This window comes from Lysinibacillus sp. RC46 (genome assembly GCF_041262385.1).
In the GTDB taxonomy this organism is placed as follows: domain Bacteria; phylum Bacillota; class Bacilli; order Bacillales_A; family Planococcaceae; genus Lysinibacillus.
This window is the reverse complement of record NZ_JBGCCF010000018.1, coordinates 1-24,772: the sequence shown is the minus strand read 5'-3', so window position 1 is coordinate 24,772 and position 24,772 is coordinate 1. Positions and strand designations below refer to the sequence as shown.

General features: G+C 36.9%; 20 protein-coding genes and 1 pseudogene. 13 read left to right on the top strand and 8 right to left on the bottom strand.

Annotation, left to right across the window (positions count from 1 at the left end; genetic code table 11):
• The first annotated feature begins 245 nt into the window (after nucleotides 1–245).
• Nucleotides 246–707, top strand: coding sequence for a VOC family protein (locus ABH966_RS16330; protein ID WP_370080147.1), 462 nt, complete (start codon nucleotides 246–248; stop codon nucleotides 705–707).
• An 85-nt stretch (nucleotides 708–792) separates the two neighbouring features.
• On the opposite strand, the gene ABH966_RS16325 is transcribed toward ABH966_RS16330, so the two are convergent.
• A complete protein-coding gene (locus ABH966_RS16325; RefSeq protein ID WP_370080145.1) occupies nucleotides 793–2,046 on the bottom strand; it encodes a nucleoside permease in 1,254 nt (417 codons plus the stop codon).
• Nucleotides 2,047–3,137: 1,091 nt separating this feature from the next.
• Here ABH966_RS16325 and ABH966_RS16320 point away from each other — a divergent pair.
• From ABH966_RS16320 to ABH966_RS16305, 4 genes are all read left to right on the top strand, one after another.
• On the top strand, nucleotides 3,138–3,482 hold the full coding sequence (locus ABH966_RS16320; protein WP_370080143.1) for an ArsR/SmtB family transcription factor: 345 nt from the start codon (nucleotides 3,138–3,140) through the stop codon (nucleotides 3,480–3,482).
• Nucleotides 3,483–3,511: 29 nt separating this feature from the next.
• Nucleotides 3,512–4,024 (top strand): SRPBCC domain-containing protein, encoded by a 513-nt coding sequence (locus ABH966_RS16315; RefSeq protein ID WP_370080141.1) that lies wholly within the window; start codon nucleotides 3,512–3,514, stop codon nucleotides 4,022–4,024.
• Nucleotides 4,025–4,081: 57 nt separating this feature from the next.
• Nucleotides 4,082–4,462 carry a VOC family protein gene (locus ABH966_RS16310; RefSeq protein ID WP_370080139.1) on the top strand — a complete coding sequence of 127 codons (381 nt, stop codon included), beginning with the start codon at nucleotides 4,082–4,084 and terminating at the stop codon, nucleotides 4,460–4,462.
• 154 nt (nucleotides 4,463–4,616) lie between these two features.
• On the top strand, nucleotides 4,617–5,126 hold the full coding sequence (locus ABH966_RS16305) for a MepB family protein (protein ID WP_370080137.1): 510 nt from the start codon (nucleotides 4,617–4,619) through the stop codon (nucleotides 5,124–5,126).
• 286 nt (nucleotides 5,127–5,412) lie between these two features.
• On the opposite strand, the gene ABH966_RS16300 is transcribed toward ABH966_RS16305, so the two are convergent.
• Nucleotides 5,413–5,703 (bottom strand): hypothetical protein, encoded by a 291-nt coding sequence (locus tag ABH966_RS16300; RefSeq protein ID WP_370080135.1) that lies wholly within the window; start codon nucleotides 5,701–5,703, stop codon nucleotides 5,413–5,415.
• A gap of 197 nt (nucleotides 5,704–5,900) precedes the next feature.
• Between ABH966_RS16300 and ABH966_RS16295 the strand changes: the two genes are divergently transcribed.
• Entirely contained in the window at nucleotides 5,901–7,976 is a 2,076-nt protein-coding gene (locus ABH966_RS16295; RefSeq protein ID WP_370080133.1) for a serine hydrolase domain-containing protein, read from the top strand.
• Between the two features lie 88 nt (nucleotides 7,977–8,064).
• Here ABH966_RS16295 and ABH966_RS16290 read toward each other — a convergent pair whose 3' ends face one another.
• Nucleotides 8,065–8,382, bottom strand: coding sequence for a hypothetical protein (locus tag ABH966_RS16290; RefSeq protein WP_370080132.1), 318 nt, complete (start codon nucleotides 8,380–8,382; stop codon nucleotides 8,065–8,067).
• Between the two features lie 1,074 nt (nucleotides 8,383–9,456).
• Here ABH966_RS16290 and ABH966_RS16285 point away from each other — a divergent pair.
• On the top strand, nucleotides 9,457–9,933 hold the full coding sequence (locus tag ABH966_RS16285) for a GNAT family N-acetyltransferase (protein WP_370080130.1): 477 nt from the start codon (nucleotides 9,457–9,459) through the stop codon (nucleotides 9,931–9,933).
• A 373-nt stretch (nucleotides 9,934–10,306) separates the two neighbouring features.
• On the opposite strand, the gene ABH966_RS16280 is transcribed toward ABH966_RS16285, so the two are convergent.
• On the bottom strand, nucleotides 10,307–11,734 hold the full coding sequence (locus ABH966_RS16280) for a serine hydrolase domain-containing protein (protein ID WP_370080128.1): 1,428 nt from the start codon (nucleotides 11,732–11,734) through the stop codon (nucleotides 10,307–10,309).
• A 78-nt stretch (nucleotides 11,735–11,812) separates the two neighbouring features.
• Nucleotides 11,813–12,842: pseudogene (locus ABH966_RS16275) on the bottom strand (IS256 family transposase); the annotation flags it as partial.
• Between the two features lie 244 nt (nucleotides 12,843–13,086).
• Here ABH966_RS16275 and ABH966_RS16270 point away from each other — a divergent pair.
• From ABH966_RS16270 to ABH966_RS16245, 6 genes are all read left to right on the top strand, one after another.
• On the top strand, nucleotides 13,087–13,806 hold the full coding sequence (locus ABH966_RS16270; RefSeq protein ID WP_370080126.1) for an ABC transporter ATP-binding protein: 720 nt from the start codon (nucleotides 13,087–13,089) through the stop codon (nucleotides 13,804–13,806).
• On the top strand, nucleotides 13,775–16,240 hold the full coding sequence (locus ABH966_RS16265; RefSeq protein ID WP_370080124.1) for an FtsX-like permease family protein: 2,466 nt from the start codon (nucleotides 13,775–13,777) through the stop codon (nucleotides 16,238–16,240). The genes ABH966_RS16270 and ABH966_RS16265 overlap by 32 nt, the downstream gene beginning before the upstream one ends.
• A 6-nt stretch (nucleotides 16,241–16,246) precedes the next feature.
• Nucleotides 16,247–16,753: a PadR family transcriptional regulator gene (locus ABH966_RS16260; protein WP_370080122.1), complete on the top strand. Its 507-nt coding sequence runs from the start codon at nucleotides 16,247–16,249 to the stop codon at nucleotides 16,751–16,753.
• Nucleotides 16,754–16,824: 71 nt separating this feature from the next.
• Complete coding sequence (locus tag ABH966_RS16255; RefSeq protein WP_370080120.1) at nucleotides 16,825–17,460, top strand: hypothetical protein; 636 nt, start codon at nucleotides 16,825–16,827, stop codon at nucleotides 17,458–17,460.
• A 1,174-nt stretch (nucleotides 17,461–18,634) separates the two neighbouring features.
• The gene (gene acnA / locus ABH966_RS16250) at nucleotides 18,635–21,340 is read left to right on the top strand and encodes an aconitate hydratase AcnA (RefSeq protein ID WP_370080118.1); all 2,706 of its coding nucleotides are present in this window, start codon (nucleotides 18,635–18,637) and stop codon (nucleotides 21,338–21,340) included.
• 79 nt (nucleotides 21,341–21,419) lie between these two features.
• Complete coding sequence (locus ABH966_RS16245; protein WP_370080116.1) at nucleotides 21,420–22,832, top strand: YcdB/YcdC domain-containing protein; 1,413 nt, start codon at nucleotides 21,420–21,422, stop codon at nucleotides 22,830–22,832.
• 207 nt (nucleotides 22,833–23,039) lie between these two features.
• Here the strand turns inward: ABH966_RS16245 and ABH966_RS16240 are convergent, their stop codons facing one another.
• From ABH966_RS16240 to ABH966_RS16230, 3 genes are all read right to left on the bottom strand, one after another.
• On the bottom strand, nucleotides 23,040–23,438 hold the full coding sequence (locus ABH966_RS16240; protein ID WP_370080114.1) for a hypothetical protein: 399 nt from the start codon (nucleotides 23,436–23,438) through the stop codon (nucleotides 23,040–23,042).
• 102 nt (nucleotides 23,439–23,540) lie between these two features.
• Complete coding sequence (locus ABH966_RS16235; RefSeq protein ID WP_370080112.1) at nucleotides 23,541–24,293, bottom strand: hypothetical protein; 753 nt, start codon at nucleotides 24,291–24,293, stop codon at nucleotides 23,541–23,543.
• 246 nt (nucleotides 24,294–24,539) lie between these two features.
• The coding region (locus ABH966_RS16230) for a hypothetical protein (protein ID WP_370080110.1) at nucleotides 24,540–24,772 on the bottom strand (233 nt) is incomplete at its 5' end.

The following is a 24,772-nucleotide window of genomic DNA, read 5'->3' as shown; positions in this document are numbered from 1 at the left end:
ATGGACCGGTGATAATTTTCAAAGGGCAAAAGCTATAGTTGTTGTCGCAATTGATACATCTACAGCTGGTATTTAATTTGGTTACTAAGAAACAATCTAGTAAATTGCTATACCGATTTTGAGAAGGAGCTAGGATGAAATTAAATTAATGGAAATTATTAATGTTTCAGACAAAAGGTTGATGTAAATGGTTTGTGCTTTAATATACTATTTCATAAATAGTGATGAAATAGGAGAATATTGACATGATAAAAGGTTTATACGAAGCACATTTACTAGTTAGTAATTTAGAAAACTCAATTGTATTTTATAAAAAATTAGGGTTGGAACTAGCCTATAAAAAAGGAAAAGTTGCTTTCTTTTGGATCGTTAAAGGAGAAAGCTGGTTAGGTTTATGGGAAAATGATAGTGTTCATGTAAACTACCATCCATCGATCCGACATTTGGCGTTTAAAATTGAAGAAGAAGATCTTGATCATGTAAAAGAGTGGTTGTCTTCAATTGGCATTGAAGTTCGAACTGAATTTGGCCTTGCTTCCGAACATCAACCTTTAGTACTGTCAAATATTCCACATGCACATGCTGCAATTTACTTTTCAGATCCAGATGGTAATTCATTAGAATTAATTACACCGCTGAGACTAGATGATGTTGAGAGTTTTAATGAGATGTCTCTTGAAGAGTGGAGAAAACGTCAATCCATCTAACCTAACCATTCATGAGGACAAACTTTAAAAGTACAGTAAAAGAGCCATCACCAAAGGTAAGGCTCTTTCTGAATTTCCTTTTAAATCACTGTTTCACAGTGTTTTTCATTGCACTGCTGTCATGATTATATTTAAAAATTATTGCAAAAATGATTGCCAAAACGAGGGTATACGCTCCAAAGAACAACCAAATATATTGCCAATTCCTGACTCCATCAACTGTAAAATAATCAACTACTTTTCCACTAATAACAGCTCCTAAATAGGCGCCTATGCCATTGACCATTGTACTAAATAATCCTTGAGCACTACCACGAATGCGGTGGTCGACTTCTTTTTCCATAAAAATGGCTCCCGAAATATTAAAGAAATCAAAGGCGCAGCCGTAAACAATCATTGATAATAATAATAGGAAAAATCCTCCGCCAACAGGGCTCCCATACCCAAAGAAAACAAAACGTAATGTCCATCCCACCATACTGATCAGTATTACTTTTTTAATGCCATACTTACCTAAGAAAAATGGAATGGTCAGAATAAAGAATACCTCTGAAATTTGTGACACTGATAATAAAATAGCTGGATATTTTACCGCAAAGCTATTTTTATAATCAGGGTTCAAGGCAAAGTCGTGTAAAAATGGATCACCAAATGTATTAGTAATTTGAAGCGCAACACCTAATAGCATTGCAAAAATTAAAAACAACGCCATTTTTTTATCTTTAAAAAGAACAAAAGCGTCTAGTCCCAAAAGGCTTACCAGCGACTTGTCCTTAATTGCATTAGAAGGTGGGCAGGCAGGAAGAGAAATTGTATATAGTGCAAGTAGCAACGAAGAGCCGCTAGCTATAAATAGCTGAATATTACTTAATTCAATTTTGGCAAGACTAATAATCCACATCGCAAGAATAAAACCAATTGTCCCATAGACACGAATAGGTGGGAAGTCCTTTACAACATCAAATCCTTTATTTTCCAAGTAATAATAAGAAATTGTATTCGATAATGCAAGTGTTGGCATATAAAAGATTGAGTTAAAGAGCATTACCCAAAACATCATTGTAGGATCTGAAATTTCAGCAGCGGTAAATAAGGTAATGGCACCGAGGAAATGTAATATTCCGTATAACACATTTGCTTTTACCCACCGATCTGCAATAATACCGATTAAACTTGGCATAATAATGGCTGCAAGACCGTTAGAACTATACACAATTCCAACTTGCGCGCCAGTAAAATTCAACGTATTGATCATATAAGAGCCAAATGTAACAAGCCAAGATCCCCAAATAAAAAACTGTAGAAAAATCATTATTTTAAGCCGTAATTTTATATTCATTTTTTTCCTCCTATAGAAGGTGATGGAGTTTTTTTCTTTGTGATGTTCTGAGCTAATGCTGCCATTGTGTATTTATTTGAAGCAGTAAGAGAAGTTGCTGTTTTAGACTTTAGAACATACCTACAGCATTTGCTCCTAATGTCAGATTCATACGAACTTTATTGGAGTTTCTTATGTTGATTCTTGAATTGTTTTGTGTAAATTGCGGCAATGTATACGATTTTTACGAAGATGCCAAAAACGTGGAGAGATACTGTAAGAAGGATATTAATTTTACTGAACAATGTATCATCTGTATATGTCGATTCTAGAACGTAATTGTAGACTAGCTCTTGAATTTTCTAATGTGCAATCTAGTTGCTAAATAATATAATTATTAAGTGACGTAAAAACTTAAAGTTTAGGAGTAGGTACAATGTTTATTATGGCAATATTGGTTACTTTAATTTTCGGCAGTTTTTCTTACATGTTGTTGAAGTTTCCTGAAGATTTCTTAAAAATGAGTTCCTTTTCAGATAAATTTACTGAGAAACCATTTTTAAAAAAGTTCGTAAAGTTTACGGGCTGGTGGTTTTTAATACTTGTGATAGGTATATGGATTATAGCATTCATCTCTTTATTTGAATGAAATTATAAGAAGTAGTTGAAAATCACGGCTGATCGTAATATTAAGCTATAAGCTACAGCTCAGAATTATTTGAAAATGAGGATGTCATAATAATTCATAGGTGGGGGAAAATAAGGGATAACGTTTCTATACATATCTTTTCCAAAGCTTAATTATAGTGTTTGGAAAACAGTTTTTAAAATGCTTAAAGAAAATGGTACTGCAGTTTTTCAAAAGCGTAGAACATAAGTCATCAATTTTTTTACTTCGTATATAGTAATGTTAGAAATAGACAAGCGTATGAAGCTTTTAAGTACAACTTAGAGTGAGAAACAATACTTTAGTTCAAATGATAAAGATACATTTCAATATTCCTTGATGGGAATATTCCGATTGAGTTATATTTGTGACTAACAGGATCATAAAACCTGTGCTGAGGTAGATGATAATTTACCGGCGACCATCATTTTACGAGGTGAGTGACATGTCAGGGAAAGTTCCAGGAGTAAACATAACGATGTTGAGCGCTTTGTCTGAACCAAATCGTTTGAATATCGTCGAACTCCTGCGCCAGGGTCCTCTAACTGTGGGTGAGATTGCCGACCAACTGGGATTGAGGCAGCCTCAAACTTCAAAGCATTTAAAAGTACTTAGCGACAACGGGATCGTGGAAGTGCAGGCTGAAGCTAACCGTCGAATCTACAAGCTACGGCCCGAGCCATTCCAAGCGCTGGATTCTTGGGTACAGTCCTTCCAGAGTGTAATGCAAGAAAGATTCGATAATTTAGATGAATATTTGAAGGAATTGCAGAAAAAAGAAAAATCATAAAACCATTTCATCATCAAGGAGGAATTACAATGTCAAACAATTCAATGGTATCAAGAGTAGAAAACGATCGTGTACTTATACTGGAGCGCGTTTTCGATGCCCCACGAGATTTATTATTCGAGATGTTTAAAGAGCCAGAACATCTGAAACGTTGGTGGGGACCGAGAGGATGGGAAATTCCAGTGTGCACAGTTGATTTCCGTCCGGGAGGCGTTTGGCACTACTGTATGAAGTGCGTCGATGAAAATTTAGGTGACTTTTTTGGAATGGAAGCGTGGGGAAAAGGGGTTTATAAGGAGATAATTGAGCCTGAGAGAATCAGCTATATAGATTATTTTTCGGATGCTGAAGGTAATTCGGATGACTCCATGCCGTCGACCGAGATTACATTGGAATTCGTTGATTTGGGAGGAAAGACTAAGCTGATAAACCGTGCTGAATATGTATCTGAAGAGGCTCTTAAGACTGTTATGGATATGGGCATGCTACAGGGCATCACAGAAACTTGGGACCGTTTGAATGAGCATGTGCAGTCGCTGTAGTAATAGAAAAGTTTTTTAGGTAAGAAAATCAGACATTTTATGGGAGTGTAAAAAGCAATGATTAATAAAGTCGGTCAAATCATGTTGTATGTTAATAACCAAAATGAAGCAAAAGAGTTTTGGACAGAAAAAGTAGGATTTAGTGTAATTTCAGAGGAAGATAACGGCCAAGGAATGAAATGGATTGAAATTGCTCCAACTAAAGAAGCAGCGACAAGAATTATTCTCCACAATAAGGAATTAATCGCTAAAATGCAACCTGAAATGAATCTTGGTACACCTTCTTTAATGTTCTTCTCGGAAGATATCGATAAATTATATAACGACTTATTAAACAAAAACGTTATTGTCGGAGAAATTGTAAATATGCCTTCAGGTAGGGTGTTTAACTTTGCGGATAATGAAAACAATTACTTTGCAGTAATGGAAGCAAAATAATTTTTTAATCAATTCATGAGTGCGGTGCTTGAATAAAAGCATCGCATTTTACTATGTTGGTCGATTTATAATAGAGCTTTTTAATGAACAATTACGGTGACAATTCCGCAGATGATATAATGGTATATCTTAGAATAAGATAAGGAGTAAAACTATGAACAAATTTAATAAGACGTTAGCATATGTAAATGAATTACTTTATGAACCTAATAATTTAACTATAAAAAACATCCGAGAAGAAACTCAAAATTCAGATTATGGAGCTGGGATATTTCAGTTAAATTCTAAATCGGTTAGATTTAGAGTCGCAAAAATAACACCTACTAAGATAGGGCAGTTTGTTTCCTTTTGGGAAAAGAATGAAACTAGTAAAAACCAGGCATTCTCATTTGATAATGCCACTGATTTATTGGTAATAAATACTTTTAATGATAATGGTGAATTTGGCCAGTTCGTTTTTCCAAAAGAGATTCTTTTACAACAAAACATCCTTAGAACCTCTAGTACAAAGGGGAAAATGGCAATCAGAGTATATCCTAAATGGGATACTCCCACTAGCAAACAAGCGATAGCAACACAAAAGTGGCAATTACCATATTTTATAAATTTGGACGATAATAATAGTTTAGCAATACATGAACTATTAAAATTATACACTAACTAAAATTGATATCTTTACGTTTGTCATTCAAATATTTACTACACACTTTGAGGAAAGAAACTATAAAAGGGTCACTGAGTTGAAAGTGACCCCTAGTAACAAATGAGGGAGGATGTGGCGGTCAACCAACGCCACAACCTAATAAGTGCGTGCGATACACTCAACATTAATTTGTGCAAATTGAGGTTACCTATACAATAAAAAAGCCGTAGTGTCGTCCCACACTACAGCTAAGAATTGGTTTATGTCCTTTTATAGGTTCGCATTAACAAAATCAAAGATGAATTGTTTATGGTTTAAAATCCAACAGGTAAGATATTTGGTGACAGCGAACAGGAACAGGAAGTACTTTTCTGGTTGCTAGAGGGCATCGTTTTGGTTGGGTTGCGTATTTCGAGCCAGACGGTAAGCTATGGCGAGTTAAAACCGGTACATTTACTGGTGCTGAAGCAGCAAAAGCAGGATCTAATAAAATAAAAACAGCTAAACTTGCGCAAGTTGCAAATGTTGTAGCTGCATAATAGGAGATGACCAGCAAAGCTAATTTAGCCGAGCTGGTCTTTTTAATTTGCTTAGTCATAATCAACCATAAGTCTTAAGCCCGATATGCTATCAGTCTATCACTGTATTTACGAGTAAATAAAACTTTGATATTCTATTTATGGAAAATATTTCTTAGAGAAGGGGGATCAAGGTGTTAAAGTAGACAAAAAAATTTTATTTGTAGGGGCATGTTTTAGGAAGTGTATATCTAGAAATCAAGGAGGCGATTCTTTTATGAAAAATAAACTATCTGCGGTGTTAGCCGCTACATTAGCGTTAACGATGAGCCTACCAACAGGGGCTATGGCGCTTTCTAGCAGTCAGGCTACGGTTGTAGCTAGCCAAGAAGTAGCTAGTCAAGAACTAAAAAAGATTGCGGCAGAGAAGGCTACTTTACTCACGGAATCCTATGAAACGACTAGCGTGCAGTATGCGCTAATTGATAATGGTAAACTAATTTTGTCGGGTCAGACAGGCAAGAACGATATGAAAGGGAAACAGCCGCTGACCAAAGATACCCTATACGGGATTGGTTCAGTCAGTAAAATGTATGCAACGGCGGCTGTGATGAAATTGGTCGACGAAGGAAAAGTCGATTTGGATACTCCTGTTGTCCACTATGTTCCTGATTTCAAGATGAAAGACGAGCGTTACAAAAGCATTACGCCACGTATGCTGTTGAACCACTCCTCCGGCTTGCAAGGTAGTACGCTTAGTAATTCATTTTTATTTAATGATAATGATACCTATGCCCATGATAACTTGTTGCAGCAATTGTCCAGCCAGCAATTGAAGGCGAATCCTGGCGCGTTCTCGGTATACTGCAACGACGGCTTTACGCTTGCCGAGATTATGGTGGAAAGAGTCAGCGGTATGAGCTTTACCGAATTTATACATCAACGGTTTACAAAACCCTTAAAGCTAAATCATACGAAAACGCCACAGGACAAATGGGAAGACGATAAGCGAGCTGGACTTTATTTTCCAATGTTCCAAGGGCAGCTTCCTACTGAATCGGTGAATGTAATTGGTACGGGAGGGATCTCTTCCACAGCAGAAGATATGGTACGATTCTCACAAATATTTATGGGACAGGATAAAGGAATTCTCTCTGATAAGGCAGTCAAGGCGATGGAGCAGGAGGAATATAAAAAAGGAATGTGGCCAGGGGATGGTGATAATATTGTCAACTATGGTCTTGGCTGGGATAGTGTGAAACTATATCCATTCAGTGAATATGGGATAAAGGGCTTGGCTAAAGGCGGCGATACTGGACTGCAACATGCTTCACTGGTTGTACTTCCTGAACAGAAGATGGCAGTGGCTGTGTTGTCATCCGGCGGTAGCAGCACTACAAATCAACTGATGGCGACTGAATTACTGCTCACTGCGCTTAAAGAGAAGGGCACAATTAAGGATATCAAGCCGAACAAATCCTTTGACAAACCGGTCAAGGCCAAGATGCCTCAAGACGTAGTGAAGAAAGCGGGTTTTTATGGCAATAGTTTCAGTCAATTCAAAATAGATATTACGAGGAATGGAGAATTGATCTTACCATCTAATCCAGAAGAAAAATATGTATATACTGCGAATGGAAGCTTTATTAATGCGGAAGGTACCTCCAAGTTCAATTTCGTCACAGAGAAGAATAGACGAACATATTTGAAGGAGAGCACATTTATATCGATGCCAGGCTTAGGGCAAGTAGTGATTACTCAATATGTAGCCGAGAAACTAGAAGACAATGTGCTATCGAAGGGAACCACTGCCGCATGGGCAAAGCGGGAAGGCGTCAAGTTCTATCTTGTGAACGAGAAATTTAGTTCTATGCAATATTTAATGATGCCTACCCAACAAATTAATAGCAAGGAAGGCATGGAGGGCTATTGGGAAAGCAGAAAAATTACAGGCCCTAACACGGCGATGCATCAGCTCCAAATACCTGTGATGGGTGGCCGTGATACGTCGGAAGCCCGTTTCTTTACAGAAGGCGGCGATGAATATATGGAGATGTCCGGATCTTTATACGTAAGTGAATCCAACGTAAAACCGCTGGATGTAAGCCAATCATCCAAATTTACGCTGCAAGCAAATGGGCATGCGAAATGGTTTACGATCCCGCAAGAGGTAGCAGGGAAAACGATGACCGTGGCGTTGCCATCAAAGAGTTCGTTCGCGGTGTATGATGAGAAGGGAGTATGCGTCAACTTTACCGTTGTGAGCGGCAATAACAAAATAAAACTGCCGAAAAGCGGAACGGTTGTATTTGCTGGCGCGCCGAACTCGGAATTTGCAATCACGTTGAACTAACTATAATTCAAAGTACAGAGAATCCAGAAGAAATAAATGCAGATAAAGTTTGATGAATAATATTTTAACAACAACTGGACCAAGATAGCTAAATGCCATCTTGGTCCAGTTTCATTTCATTTAACATTTGCTTACGCTCCAATATCAATCCCATAAACTCATCTAAATCTTCCTCTAAAGCATGATTTTTAATAAAACTACGTGCCCTAGATCGAGCACTAATGTACTTTGCACGCTCTTTATTCTTTTCTTGCCAGCGTTTATTTGCTTCGGTCTGAGAATTTTTTCCAACTTCATCACGTTCCTTCAATAATCTTTTTTGTTCACGTTTTAAAAAATATCCCTGGATGTATAACGCAAGCAGAGCAACCAGTGAGACAATGAGTAGGATACTTAAAATTTTCATATGCATGTAGTATACTTAGTAATGAGGGAGGGGATAAACCCCCTCGTCTCATTTTTCTTATTTCTAGCTCTAGCTTCTTGTTTTCTAACTTCTTCTTCCGGTTGTCGAGCCATTTTGAATGAAGTTGTAAAGCAATGAATGCTAGGGCTATTATTGTTCCTAAGTATTCCACATATTCACCTACTTTCTATACTTTAATTATACTAATACTAGTATACAACGTCGATACTTTCCTTCAATTATTTCCATTAAAATCAAACATTTTTTATTGAATAAAAACGAACATTAGTTCTATGATGTGCACAAACAAACGGGCAAACGATGTGATTCAATTTATAAAATAAATCATCGTTCATATGATTGGTTAAAATATAAACATTTTAAAGTTTATATTTACTGCTCAGGGCGTATTCAACAAAAGACAGCAAACTTAGTATAGATAATCCTTTATAAATAAGAATTTATAGGGGGTTTTTTATTTGCCTTAAAATAAAAAAAAGGGTGTATTTGTATAAAATATTCGAGCAGTTAAATCATAAGCAGACCCCTCAATGAACTCATTCGCAACCATGACAACACAAAAAAGTTAATAATTTACAGAAATGATATTGATATGCTAAACTTTTCCTAAAAAACAATGTTTGTATTTTGGATAGTAACACTAATCGTCTGATTTATTATGAAGTTTGAATGTACCAATATTAAAAAAATTCAAAGGGGATAATAGTATGAAAACTTTTTATCATTGTTTAATAATGTGGATACCCTTTGGATTGCTGTTTTCCTTAGAAAGATTGTTGCTCTTCAACTCCCATGAAAGAACTTAATCATCTTTCATTTTCTGTGGTGTAGCGCTGGTTTTTGCGCTACATGGATGGCTAAAGGGGTAGTTTAGTTGAAGAGTGTTGTTTAACTTATTGTTCATCAATCGGGCCAGATTGTGGAATAACAACTTTTTATGAAAGATTACCAAACGACGCTTGGAACTTTTTTTAAAAGTATAATCTAAAAATGGCTGAATAATTTTTGTATATATTTTACAATAAAAGAAATCAAGAAGGAGGTTTATATTTTATGGGAGTTTCATTATGTAAAGCAAATATAGATGATGCCGTGACGATTCATGAAATGCAAGTCAAAGCATTTATGCCCTTACTAGAAAAATATCAAGATTATGATACAAACCCTGCCAACGAATCCTTAGAAAAAATTAATACTCGGTTTAACCAACCTTTTACAGATTATTATTTAATCAAATATTTCGAAGATACAATTGGTGGTATTAGAGTTGTAAAGATGGGCAATAAATCTTATCGTGTCAGTCCTATATTTATATTGCCAGAACATCAAGGAAAAGGAATAGCCCAAAAAGTCTTTGCAAAAATAGAACAGATACACCATGATGCAAAATTATGGGAGTTGGACACCATAATACAAGAAGAAGGACTCTGTTACCTGTATGAAAAGTTAGGTTATAAAAAAACAGGTGAAACAAAGAGAATAAACGACAAAATAACAGTAGTGTTTTATGAAAAATCCCATTCTATTTAAGAACACTTTAGTTCATTGGAGATTCATAAAGTATACATTATAACTTCAAGAAACGTTCCCAAATGGAAGTTTGGAAACACACCAAAAAGGCACGAATGTTGTTAAATCAATGTTCGTGCCTTTTTACGAGTGTGTGCAGAAATAATAAAGTTGTTTAATTTACAATAAAGTCATTTAATAAATAATATAGTTGTTTAAAAATCCTTATTCCGAACGAACAAGTTAGTGGAAGTAATAGTAATTAGGTTTGGCTGGGAAAATTGTCGATGATATTAAAAAAGACACCGAAGTGTCTTATGTTTTTCAAATTAAGCATACCGATAAATTGAAATTTAATTACTTAACATTATGCTTATCTTGGGAGCAAGGTATTTTATCGGTGAGTGTATACAAACCATGTAATGCTGGCTGTTAATAATGCTGACGAAATCAAAGCTGTAAGAACACTATATGTTCGCCAAATAAGTATCGTTGACCAATCTAAAGCACAGCACAGTATACCCAGGGCAATCGTAGCGATCAGGAAAATAATTGTTACGATTATTCTCTTTTTTGTCATTGGCTGCCGCTCATTCGTTTTCCTTCTGCGTAATCCTAAAAGAAATAACAAAACGGCCAATAGGCAAAGAATAATTGTGATAGACGACAAAGTGATATCCAAAAGCTGTGTGCCGCTTATTTCATATGACTGAGTTAGATTGCCGTCTAATATATCTTTAACTTTTAGTACCAGGTTTATATTGGTATTTGCACCGTTGCTCAGCAAGCAGACAGCTGTTCGTTCATTTAGCAGTATGGCTACTTTGGTTCTGAAATTTGGATTGCCCCCAGTGTGTTCTATAATCGTTTGGTCGGCGTTTACCGACCAACCTGCCGCATAATACATATCGTTGACAGCCGAAACAGACATATCACCCTTATGTGATTTTTCGATAACCGTGTGAAATATTTCGGGTATGTCTTGCACGATACCCATCTGTATGCCCATCCAACGCGCCATATCTTTTGTATTAGAAATGATGTAGCCTGCGGGTTTATTCCCAGCATAATCCGGAGCTTTAAATGGAGTTGTCATAAAAAAGGAAGAACGGTAGCCCTGCGCTAACTGTCCAGTGGCTTGAGCATTTTCTTTATAAACATACGTCTGGTGAAGACCTAATGGCTGAAATACCTGTTCCCTCATAAAGTCTTCATAGCTTTGTCGCGACACAATCTCAATAACCAAACCCAATACGTCATAATTAACAGTTCCATAGTTATACTGTTCACCGGGAGGGAACGCCAATTCAGCATCCACGAGCATTTCCACAGTCTTTTGCAACATATCTGGTGTATTGCCTTGAGGAATATTTTGAGTATGCCTAATATTTGTTAGACCACTGGTATGGTGAAGAAAGTTATTTAGTGTAAGGCTTTGCATATCAACAGGTTTCCCTTGATACTTTAACGTAAACCAAGGTAAATATTTTTGGACAGGGTCAGTCATTGAGAGCAGCCCTTGCTCTTCCAACAGCATAATACCCATACCGGTAAAAGCTTTACTGACCGAGGCTAACTCATAGAGTGTATTTTCACTTGCAGACAACCCCCTTTCACGGTTTGCATACCCTGAAGAAAAGTAGAACACTTCATCATCAGCAAGTATTGAGATTGACATTCCCGGCACACCTGATATACGACGGGCATCATCTAGCAACGCTTGAATTGCCGCAGATTTCGAATCTGACAACGCATAACTTTGTGTTGCGAATCCTGAGAATAATATAAATATCGTTAATACAAAAACAATAATCTTATTCATAAACTCTCCTTTTTGAAAAATTAGGTACCGTCAATAATTTTGTGTAAATAAGTTTTTCCTTTTCTTGTAGACGCTCTTTTATTCTTTCGTTTTGAACAGATTTTCAAGTTCTGCTCGAGCTTTGTCAAAACCTATATGGTACCTGGTGGCGAACCGTTGATTATATTCTTCAAACTGTGAAACTAGAACGCGTTCTAACGATTCTTCGTTGGGGAATTCCTCCTTACGCTTGCTATATTTCTTGATTTGTTTATTGAATGATTCAATCAAGTTGGTGGAGTAAATACTACGCCAAATGGATTTTGGAAAGCTATAGAACGTGAGTATATAAGGATTGGCAGCTAACGGTTTTGTGACTTTGGGATAGAGTGTTTTCCACTTTTCAATGAAATCTTGGAGCGCTTTCTGTGCATTTTCCAAGTTATCTGCACGGTAAACCTTTTTGAAATCGTCACAGATTTTTTGGCGATCAGAAATTCGTACTTTATGAGAAATATTTCGTTGTAGGTGGACACAACACGTTTGGTATTTTGCATCTGGATAAATGGAGAGAATGGCATCTGCGATACCTTTTAACCATCTGATACAAATAATAAGATTTCTTCCGCACCACGGTCTTGAATGTCTTGAAGAACCTCTTTCCATACGCTCGCTGATTCAGTCGGTGCAATGGTATATCCTAGTACATCTTTTGAGCCATCTTCACTGATTCCAACGGCAATAAAAACAGCCTCTTTTGCGACTGTTTCTCGTTTTAAAGCAATATAGGTCGCATCTAAATAAACACACGCATACCGTGCAGAAAGGGGACGAACTTGAAACGCCTCAACTTGTTCAGACATCACCTTTGTGAGGTTCGAAATCGTTTGTGGTGTGTAATGGTGACCATACATCCGCTCGATGAGATCAGCAATTTCAGCGTTTGTCACGCCTTTTTGAAACATATGAATCACGAACGCTTCTAGTGTATTGTATCGTTTGAACGGCGATAGGGCGCTACGGTTTGTTGTTTAAATTCTCCATTACGATCTCGAGGGATAGCAAGTTGAAGATCACCAAACTCAGTATGTAGCATACGCGTATAGGAACCATTTCTAGAATTACCAGAGTACCTTTATAGTACCGGGAGGTGCTGCGTGTTTATATGCGTTATTTGAATACGGGCTTACGAATAAAGTGACGACTTTATTATCATTATACAGTATTTATGTATAATGTATACTAAGTATATATTATACTTAGGGGGTCTTTTATAAAAAATACATAATTTATAATGAAATTTAAACGATTTTACTTTTATGCATTATATACTTAGTATATAATAATTTCGAAAGGATAGGAGGAATTAAAACATGATTAAAGTTAGAAATTTGAAAAAGGAATTTATACAGGGGCAAGAAAGAACACAAGTCTTGAAGGGTTTTGATTTGAACGTTGAAGAAGGCGAATTTGTGGCTGTAATGGGCCCAAGTGGTTCTGGAAAGAGCACATTACTACAACTTTTAGGGGGTCTTGATGTCCCTACTGAAGGAGATATAGTGATAAATCAAAGTAATTTAAGTAATATGACGGAAAAAGAAAGAACGATATTTCGTAGAAAGTATATCGGTTTTATTTTTCAGAATTACCAGCTACTCCCTACATTAAGTGTAGAAGAAAATATAGCTTTCCCTCTTCATGCAGATGGTAGTTTAACTAAAAAGAAGAACCAAATTATTATAGAACTACTTGATTCTGTCGGATTGAAAGGACTTGGTCGGAAACGTGCTAATTTGCTGAGTGGCGGTCAACAACAACGAGTTGCTATAGCCAGGGCGTTAGTTAATAATCCTTCTGTTCTATTAGCCGATGAACCAACAGGAAATTTAGATAGAGGTAAAGCCGAAGAAATACTCGGATTAATATCAAGATTCAATCGAGAGAATAATCAAACAATCATCATGGTAACGCATGATATTTTCGCAGCTGGGTTTGCTGATCGAATTATTCTTTTTAAGGATGGTGTTATTGATCAAGTGATTTCTAGAAAGGATGATGATTATGCTAAATATGTGGCGAATTTCATGGCGTAATATCACACAAAATAAAAAAAGGTTTTTCATTTCCCTACTTGGGATAATCTTAGGTATAGCTTTTGTAACATCTATGCTTATTGCAGATAAAACAACAAATGATGTTTTCGATTATTATGAAGAAATGTATGTGGCAAATGCGGATTATTGGGTTCTAAGCGATGAACATACTTACTCTGAGGATGTGGTTTCGTCAGTTTTAACTAGCCCAATTGTGACGGAAACCATGCTTGCACTTGATAAACAAGCCTTTTTTGGGCTGGAGGGTGATCAATCTTTAAATCAAAGATCTGTCCGAATTACAGGCGTGAATGATCAAAGCAGTTCTTTACTGAAACTTCCCGTTATCGAAGGGAGTTTGGATAATGAAGGTTTGGTGATACCAAAAGCTGTTGCAAATCTGTTAAATAAAAAAGTAGGAGATACAATTAGGTTTACCGATTTGGGAGAAGCTAAGGTTTCCGCCATTGTTGAATATACGCAGTTGCTTGCAAGTCCGAGTAACTGGGAGCGTGCTGAATCAACCAGCTTCCGAATCATGGCTCCACTTGAATTGCTACAAGAATGGACTGGTATGGAGGACAAACTTTCCTATGTAAGATTTCAAACAACTGAAGAAGGAGAGAAACTTTTTCAATCTCTCCAGGAAGAATTTCGTAATTCAAATGTATATGTACAACCAGTTGTCGCGGATGATCGACAAAGTAACGATATAGGGGGACTATATACGTTCTTTTACTTAATTGCTGGGTTATCTATGTTTATTAGCGGATTCATTGTTTTTAATATGATTTATACAAGTGTTATGGAGCGAAAAAAGGAATTTGCAATCATGAAAAGTTTCGGATATCTACAAAGTTCTGTTTCCAGACTTATTCTTATTGAAGTACTACTGTTGGGGCTAATAGGTACAGCTGTTGGGGTGCCTATGGGAATTTGGCTTGGGGATATGTTCATGCAAACTTTACTAAGCGTATTTGAATTTGACATGGTTTACACATTAAATTGGAAAATACCTGCATTAATAGCTGTAGTAGTTGGAATTTTATTTCCTGTTGTATCTTCATTATTTCCTATTTACAATGCGGGGAAAACCTCTGTGTTATTGACATTAAAAATGGCAAATCAAACCCAATCATCGAGAAGCCTGTACATAGTTAGGGCAGTTCTAGGTGTTGGCTTGCTTGCTTTTGTATTTATCAATCATCCCATCTCTTATTTAGCGATTTTAGTAAGCATCATTTTGTTGTTTCCATTATTGTTACTTGGTGTGAGCAGGATATTTAAACCTATTTTAAAATTAATCTTCGGCTACTCTGGTAGTCTGGCAACGCAAACCCTTACAAAACAATTAAATCGAAATGCTAATACTGCTGCTATTCTTGCTGTGGGGATTGCAGTGATATTATTACTAAGTGCTGTTATTGAATCCGCACCTGAAGGTTATGAAAATGAAATCAGGAATACGTATGGAGGAGACCTGAGAGTTTCATCAGAAGCACCTTGGTCTAATCAGGATATAGAAAAGTTACTATCATATGATGCTGTTGTAAATGTTGATCCTTTAACGGAAGCTACGCCAATTACATGGGTAACCACTGATGGGGAGAAGAGACAGTTTTCCATTTTTGCTGTAGATGAAGAAGGCCCCACCTTATTTGAAAGTTCTAATAAAGACAATTTATATTATGAGCTGGCAAAGGAACCTTCTGTTATCCTCGGCGAAAGAGCTTTTGATGAATGGGGTGGAAATATAGGAGAATATATTTACATTAATACACCCTCAGGTAAACAACAACTTGAAGTCCTTGATGTAGTGAAAACATCGAATTACTCAGGCTATGTTGCATTTATGGATGAGAATCATTTAAATAATAAATTTGGTTGGGCGAATCATTTCGACATATTATTAACTTTAAATGACGGATATACTGGTGAACAATTACGTAATGAGTTATGGTTGGATTTCAGCACTCATCTCTCAAAAGTAGAAACAGTAGAAGATAAAATTAAATCAACTACTTCAGCATTAACCGGTATGAATGAGTTGATTTTAATCATGTTAGTTTTAATCATTGGACTAGCTAGTATCGGTACAGCAAACACTTTATTAATGAATACGTTGGAACGCACCACCGAGATAGGGACAATGCGAGCGTTTGGTTTTACGAAACAGCAAGTTAAAAAGATGATCATTGGAGAAGGTTTACTTATTGGATTGTCGGGGTTTATTGGTGGTATAATTTCGGGTGTAGTTTTACTTTATACAACTAGCCAATCCGAACTATTGGGAGGGTTGATATCTTTTCAATTACCTTTAGAGAATATTATTCTGGCACTGATTGCTGGTGTTTCTCTAAGTCTCCTTGCTTCTTGGATTTCCAGTACTACAGCTAGTAAAATAAATATTATATCATCACTCAAAGAAGGTTAAGTAATTATGTCGGTTAAGTACGGAATATTAACTCTGCTATTTCTACAAAAAAATCACGGGTATGAATTAAAACTAGAGCTAGAATCCCATCTGGGAGTTAAAGGAAAAATTAATCCTGGTCAAATTTATACGACTCTAGACCGTCTAATACGTGATCACCTTGTCTTATCTGTAGGAATGGATGACCAAGAAAGAAAACTTTATGAAATCACTACGGAAGGTAAAAAAGAGTTGGAAAATTGGTTGCTGGAACCTGTACCCTATCATTCTACTAAAGAAGACTTTCATTTTAAATGGAGCTGTGCTCGTAAGATTGATTTCGAACAAGAAAAGAAAATGCTTGATCAACAAAAAGCGATGATAATGAAAGATGTCATGGAATTGACTAAATTTAAAACGGAATTTCTTCTTCAAGGTGACGAGAATAGGTATTTATTAATCACTGGTACCCTCTTGCATTTAGAAGCAGATTTAAACTGGATAAATCAAGTTGAAAATCGAAATAGACCATAATTCTAGGTAAAGGTTTTCTCTTTTAAAAACCTTTGCCGTTATTCAATCTTTTGAAGGGGAGTGAAAATTTTTTGGATGTTATCCTTGATTACAATTGGGAATTGTTTATCTCTATAGAGGTATTGTCATTGGGATCCCTGATCTTATTCGGTATATTTCGCTATTTTTTTAAAAAAACTCGATATAGCCTAATGTTTATTTTTTTATTTCTGTTTTTGTTGATAATTGAGGGATTACTCGGACTGTATGTCTATCGTCAAACAGGAGAAATATCAACTTTTCAAATCGTTATTATCATCTTTATCATTTATGCTTTTACATTTGGTATACTTGATTTTATCAAATTGGATCGTTGGATGCGTAAAAAAATTGGAAAGTTACGTGGCGTTGAATTATTGACTGATAAAGATTATGAGATTATTGAAAAAAATAATAATCCTAAATATATTGCAAAGAAATATCGTGTATCATCCTATATTCATTTAGTTTTGTTCATTACAGTTCAAGCTATTCTATGGGTAATTGGTACAGAAAGTTTGGCAGAAATAAAGATGTACTTAAGTGATTTTTCGTGGCTAGGAAATGAAAATGCTAAAGGATCACCTTATCCAAATGATGCTGCGTTTGCAATAGGTGTAATTTGGGGAATTGTATTTATTGCTGACTTTATTAATTCATGGTCTTATACATTGTTTCCCAAAAAATAGGCAGAAGTAAGTTTGAACTTCAAAATTCGCACAATTATGGCATATACAGGTTATAATCGCCTTTTAATAATTAGTGGAAACAAGATATTAATCTATTCTTTGAATACATGTCCACAGTGAAATAGTGTTGTTTAATTACACTTTTTTATAAAAAGGTATTGATAAAGTGTAAGCCCGAATTATAAAAAAATAGGCGCACTTTTTCGGTACGCATCACGAATAGCCGTATATCATTGATTTTTTTATCAGATATACGGCTATTTTATTTTCCACATGCAGCTTGGATGTTTTTTGACCAAGGCATGTAGTGATTTAAAATTTCTAGGTTTCGGTGGATATCCAGATTCGGTGGATCCGTCATTAACTTCAACAGGTATTGATAGAAGTCCACTAAATGCGCCCTTATTTTTAGTATATATAACAAAATTATGGATACAGTTATCTTGGGTTACAGCGAAAATCCTTTTTCATTATTAGTGGGCACAATGATAAACAAAAAATATAAGGCTCTAGCTAATGTTGAGTTTGGATTTAAAACAGAAGAAAAGAGCCTTTCGTCAAATCGCCAAACATATTGCAACAAAAGTAGATCGCGATATGATTTGGCTGGAGCCGAGATTGTATTGTAAAGTCCAGTATTTAGAGAAAACTAATTCTGGATTGTTAAGAACAGTATCGTTTAAAGGATTTTGTTTTGATAAAGAACCTGAAGAATGTATCTATTGAAATAATAGTTCATGAAAAGTCCTCATTATTTATTTATAAAATGAGTGACTTTTTTAAATTTTTTTAATATGATTTATCTATATAAAAAATATGTTTCTTTGTAAGATTTCTACTATATAAAGTACCTGTCCGAACGATTGTTATAAATTATTCAATATTATAGGTGGGGTACCATTAAAAAAACTACGAGTGCCCCAAAAAATGCCCCAGTTAAATACACTTCATATAAAAGGTATAAAAACTTCTTTTTAGCGAAACCTTCATATTATGCACATCAAAAAATTAAAAACATTAGGCTACAAACCAGGGTCATAAGGATTACTTATTGAAAAAGATAATATTAATGTAATTTACTTATGAATATAAATACGCTATTATGGGTATTGGAGAAAAGATGCTTTAAAAATTTATATAGCCTTTTCAAAAAGAAATTTAGGGGGATCCGCAAATGGCACAAGGTAATTTACACAACAGCCGCGCATCATTCGAAGTTAATGGTAAAACTTATAATTACTATGACTTAGCTGCGATTGAAAAAGCTGGCGTTGCAAAAGTTTCAAACCTTCCTTACTCAATCAAAGTATTATTAGAATCAGTTTTACGTCAATATGATGCATATGTTATCAAAGAAGAGCACGTAAACGAATTATCAAAATGGGGTAACGGTGCAGATCCAGAAGCAGAAGTACCATTCAAACCTTCACGCGTAGTATTACAAGACTTCACTGGTGTACCAGTAGTAGTTGACCTTGCTTCTCTACGTTCTGCTATGAAAGAAATGGGCGGCGACCCAAGCAAAATCAACCCTGCTATTCCAGTTGACCTTGTAATTGACCACTCAGTACAAGTTGACAAATACGGTAATGCATCTGCATTAGCAGCAAACATGGACCTAGAATTTGAACGTAACGCTGAGCGTTATAACTTCTTAAAATGGGCTCAAACTGCTTACAATAACTTCCGTGCTGTACCACCAGCAACTGGTATCGTTCACCAAGTAAACTTAGAGTATCTAGCTCCAGTTGTACACGTAAACGAAAATGCTGACGGTACATTCGAAACTTTCCCAGATTCAGTAGTAGGTACTGACTCACATACAACAATGATCAACGGTATCGGCGTTCTTGGATGGGGCGTTGGTGGTATCGAAGCTGAAGCAGGTATGCTTGGTCAACCTTCATACTTCCCAATCCCAGAAGTTATCGGTGTTAAATTAGTTGGCGATCTTCCAAACGGAACTACTGCTACTGACTTAGCATTAAAAGTAACTCAAGTATTACGTCAACGTGGCGTAGTTGGTAAATTCGTTGAGTTCTTCGGACCTGGCGTAACTAAATTACCACTAGCTGACCGTGCGACAATCTCTAACATGGCTCCTGAATATGGTGCTACATGTGGTTTCTTCGCAATTGACGAAGAATCATTAAACTACATGCGTTTAACTGGTCGTGACGAAGAGCACATCGCGGTTGTAGAATCTTACTTAAAAGCTAACCACATGTTCTTCGATCCAACTTTAGAGCCAGTTTACACTGACGTATTAGAAGTAAACTTAGCTGAAATCGAACCAAACCTTTCTGGTCCAAAACGTCCACAAGACTTAATTCCACTATCTCAAATGCGTACTCGTTACAAAGAAGCAGTAGTGGCACCACAAGGTACACAAGGTTTCGGTTTAACTGAAGATGAATTCGCAAAAACTTCTGTAGCTAAATTCGCTGAAGGTGATGTAGAAATCCCAACAGGTGCTGTAGCAATCGCTGCTATCACTTCTTGTACAAATACATCTAACCCATACGTATTAATCGCTGCGGGCTTAGTTGCGAAGAAAGCTGTAGAAAAAGGTCTAACTGTGCCTAAATGGGTAAAAACTTCTTTAGCACCAGGTTCTAAAGTAGTAACTGGTTACCTTGAAGATTCAGGTTTACAAACTTACCTTGACCAAATCGGTTTCAACACTGTAGGTTACGGTTGTACAACATGTATCGGTAACTCAGGTCCATTACTTCCTGAAATCGAAGACGCTATCAAAGAGAACGACTTATTCGTAACTTCAGTTCTTTCTGGTAACCGTAACTTTGAAGGTCGTGTACACCCACTTGTAAAAGCTAACTACTTAGCTTCACCACCACTTGTTGTTGCTTATGCACTTGCTGGTACTGTGGATGTTGACCTACAAAAAGATTCATTCGGTAAAGACAAAGATGGCAACGAAGTATTCTTCGCTGATATCTGGCCTACAACTGAAGAAGTTAACGCAGTATTAGGTACTGTAGTTAACCGTGAATTATTCCAAAAAGAATACGAAACTGTATTCACAGCGAACGAAAAATGGAATGCAATTGAAACATCAACTGAGTCTCTATACACATTTGATGACAAATCAACTTACATCCAAAACCCACCATTCTTCCAAGGTCTTGCAAAAGAGCCAGAAGCTATCAAAGGCTTAGAAGGCTTACGCATTATGGCGAAGTTCGGTGACTCAATTACAACTGACCATATTTCTCCAGCTGGTGCAATCGGTAAAGATACACCTGCAGGTAAATATTTAATCGAAAACGGTGTTGCAATTCGTGACTTCAACTCATACGGTTCTCGTCGTGGTAACCACGAAGTTATGATGCGTGGTACATTTGCAAACATCCGTATCCGTAACCAAGTTGCTCCAGGTACAGAAGGTGGTTTCACTACTTACTGGCCAACAGGTGAAGTAGAGTACATCTATGACGCATGTATGAAATACCAAGAGCAAGGTACTGGCTTAGTAGTACTTGCTGGTAACGACTACGGTATGGGTTCTTCTCGTGACTGGGCTGCTAAAGGTACTAATTTACTTGGTATCAAAACAGTTATCGCACAATCTTACGAGCGTATCCACCGTTCTAACTTAGTAATGATGGGTGTTCTTCCACTTCAATTCATGCCAGGTGAATCAGCTGATACATTAGGCTTAACTGGTAAAGAAGAAATCTCTGTTAACATTACTGACAACGTGAAACCACGTGAAATCTTAACAGTAACTGCTAAATCTGAAGACGGATCAGTTAAAACTTTCCAAGCTTTAGCTCGTTTCGACTCAGAAGTAGAAGTAGACTACTACCGTCACGGTGGTATCCTACAAATGGTTCTTCGCGCGAAAGCTGCTCAATAATCATTTAACTAAAAAACCGATCTCTTAGGAGATCGGTTTTTGTCTATACATAAAAATAATTGTCATGGGGGTTTTGATTTTGCAAAAAGATAAACTAAAAGAACGGGCTCTATCAATTGTTCCATTACCAAGTCACTATAAACTAATCATAGAAGAGTATTCTGAAGACGAAAGAGTGATGTTCTCATGGGCAACTGAACAACAAGATGAAAGTATGACTGTTGAGTTAGACTGCTCTGGAAACCTCATATACTTATCAATTGAAAAAAATGATTCTGTTTCTGAGGCAAATTCTTTATCTATTGATGAAAAAAGAAGATGTGCTGAACAATTTTTACTTAGTCATTATCCATCTGCACTGGAAGATTTAACGTTTTCAAAAGCTAAACAACTATCTAGTGCGGATCGTTTTTATTTTGAACAAATTGTCATGGATTTACCGTTAGAACATGCTGGTTGTTTTATAGATGTCGATGCTTTGGGAAATATTGTTGGATTTAGATATGACGGAGTGAAAACGAGTCCTGAAATTCCTTCAAGGCTAGTTTCAAAGAAAGCTCTAATGGAACATGTGCGGAATGAATTGGTGTTACAACTAGTAATAACAACATTATCTCGTGATGTTTATAATGTGAAGAAAGATGGACTCCATCTCGTGTATCAAGTAAATTCATTTTTACACTTTAAAGCAGATTCTTTAGAACCAAAATTAACGAGTATTCATGATGAAAATGAGCCTGAAAGTTATGCTACACTTCCTCCTTTACCAACTAACTTAATTGCCAATGAATTTACGAATGAATCAATCATCGGCATAACAGATGAACTGGAGCTTATTCGAGAAGTAGACAGAGGTCCAGAGATAGGAATCGTGTGGCGTATACGGGATTGGGAGATGAGAGAAAAAGATTTATCGTTGAACAGTTTTTTTAAAATGCAGTCAGAAGATACAGTAAAAGCTATTATTTCAAAGAAGACTGGTAAAGTTCAAAGCTTTATATGGATGTATGAACGCTCAGGGAATCTACAGCTTAGTCAAGCAGCCTGTTATCAAAAAGCATTAGATTTTTTACTGAAAATAATTCCTGATTACTATCCTTATATCCAACGATTAATTCGAGAAGATGAGGAAGAAGATAATACGTCACAAAGAGAATCGTTTATATTCCAGGCCTATAATAGCCAAGGTATACTTATTCATGATATGGTTGGCGTTGTTGTTAATCGTATGACTGGTCAGATTGATAATTATGCTGGACCAAACTTTGATTTGATTGAGCTTAGCCAAGTTCCAACAGGACCACGTATTTCTATGGAAGAAGCGTATCGTCGATTTCTAGAGAATGTCGATTTTCAATTGGTTTGGGACAAAAATTACGATGACGAAATAGAATCTTATCAACTTGTCTATCAAGCGTGTGATCGATATACTAGATCACCTATCCGGTATATTGACGCAATAACTGGCGAAATTATTGTCAGTAATGTTTAACTTTTTTCAGTGAATTGTTAATTGAAGCGACAGCTATAGAAGTCTCCAACCTCTTTAAGTGGTGAGATGAATGAGGATAAAGTTATCAAAACATCCGTATCCAGTTGCTCTTGGTGCAGAAACCGATTTCATGGGAAGTCGGTTTTTTCATGCACCTCTATTATGATGGATAGAACTTCAATAAAGAGGTCTTTAGTTTTAAAATCTTTACTCTTCTACAATTTCCAACTGTTTGTAATAGTTTTCTACAATAGGATAAATATCCGGGTTTGAATCATAGTAGGTATTATCAATTTCGCTTAGTGTAAAATAAAATTTTCTTTCACTATCAAAAAGAGTAATACCATATCTCCAACCAACACGTTTTTCTTGATTGTCTTGCGGAGTAAATTTTATATCTTTAATCAGAGAAATGAATTCATTGATTTGGTCTTGCTTAGTTATCGTTTTTGAAGCACCCGTTGAACCATCTTGGATAATCACTTTATCGATACTTTCAATTTTTGCATCCTTATAAAAAGCTTCTAATGATTGCGTTTTTCCATTTGTACAAGCAGACACCAAAAACAGACTTACCAATAAAATTAGAAACAAAAATCTTTTCATTAGACTGCCTCCAAAAAGTTTATTCTATTGCCAATTAGACGGGCTAAATTACAAATAGTTACAAATTGCAAGAGTGTTTATTTAATGCAGCTGACAGCTTTTTCAAATGCCATTGCCTCGATAATGGTTGTAATATATCGTATAACACTTAGTGACGGATAGAACCTCTGAAATCGTGGATAGAAACGTCAAAATCGTGGATAGAACTTCCGGAATCGTGGATAGAATGGTCAAAATTGCGGATAGAACCTCTGGAATCGTGGATAGAAACGTCAAAATCGTGGATAGAGCCTCCGAAATCGTGGATAGGGTGGTCAAAATTGCGGATAGAACCTCAAAACAATGGATTGAAATGTCAAAGCGATAGATAGAACCTCCGAAATGATGGATAGAATCGTCAAAGTGACGGGAAGAACGGCCAAAGTGACGGAAGTTCCCGCCAAAGTGACGGAAAGAATCGCCATAGCGACGGATAGAACCATCGAAACGACGGAAAGAACGGCCAAAGCGACGGAAAGAATCTCCGACGACGGAAGTTCCCGCCAAAGTGACGGAAAGAATCGCCATAGCGACGGATAGAACCATCGAAACGACGGAAAGAACGGTCAGAGCGACGGAAAGAATCTCCGACGACGGAAGGTCCCGCCGAAGTGACGGAAAGAATCGCCATAGCGACGGATGGAACCATCGAAACGACGGAAAGAACAGCCAAAGCGACGGAAAGAATCTCCGACGACGGAAGGATCCGCCGAAGAGACGGAAAGAATCGCCACAGCGACGGATGGAACCATCGAAACGACGGAAAGAACGGCCAAAGCGACGGAAAGAATCTCCGACGACGGAAGGATCCGCCAAAGAGACGGAAAGAATCGCCATAGCGACGGATGGAACCATCGAAACGACAGAAGGTCCCGCCGAAGTGACGGAAAGAATCGCCACAGCGACGGATGGAACCATCGAAACGACGGAAAGAACGGCCAAAACGACGGAAAGAACGGCCAAAGCGACGGAAAGAATCTCCAACGACGGAAGTTCCCGCCAAAGTGACGGAAAGAATCGCCATAGCGACGGATAGAACTATCGAAACGACGGAAAGAACGGTCAGAGCGACGGAAAGAATCTCCGACGACGGAAGGTCCCGCCAAAGTGACGGAAAGAATCGCCACAGCGACGGATGGAACCATCGAAGCGACGGAAAGAACGGTCAAAGCGACGGAAAGAATCTCCGACGACGGAAGGTCCCGCCAAAGTGACGGAAAGAATCGCCATAGCGACGGATAGAACTATCGAAACGACGGAAAGAACGGTCAGAGCGACGGAAAGAATCTCCGACG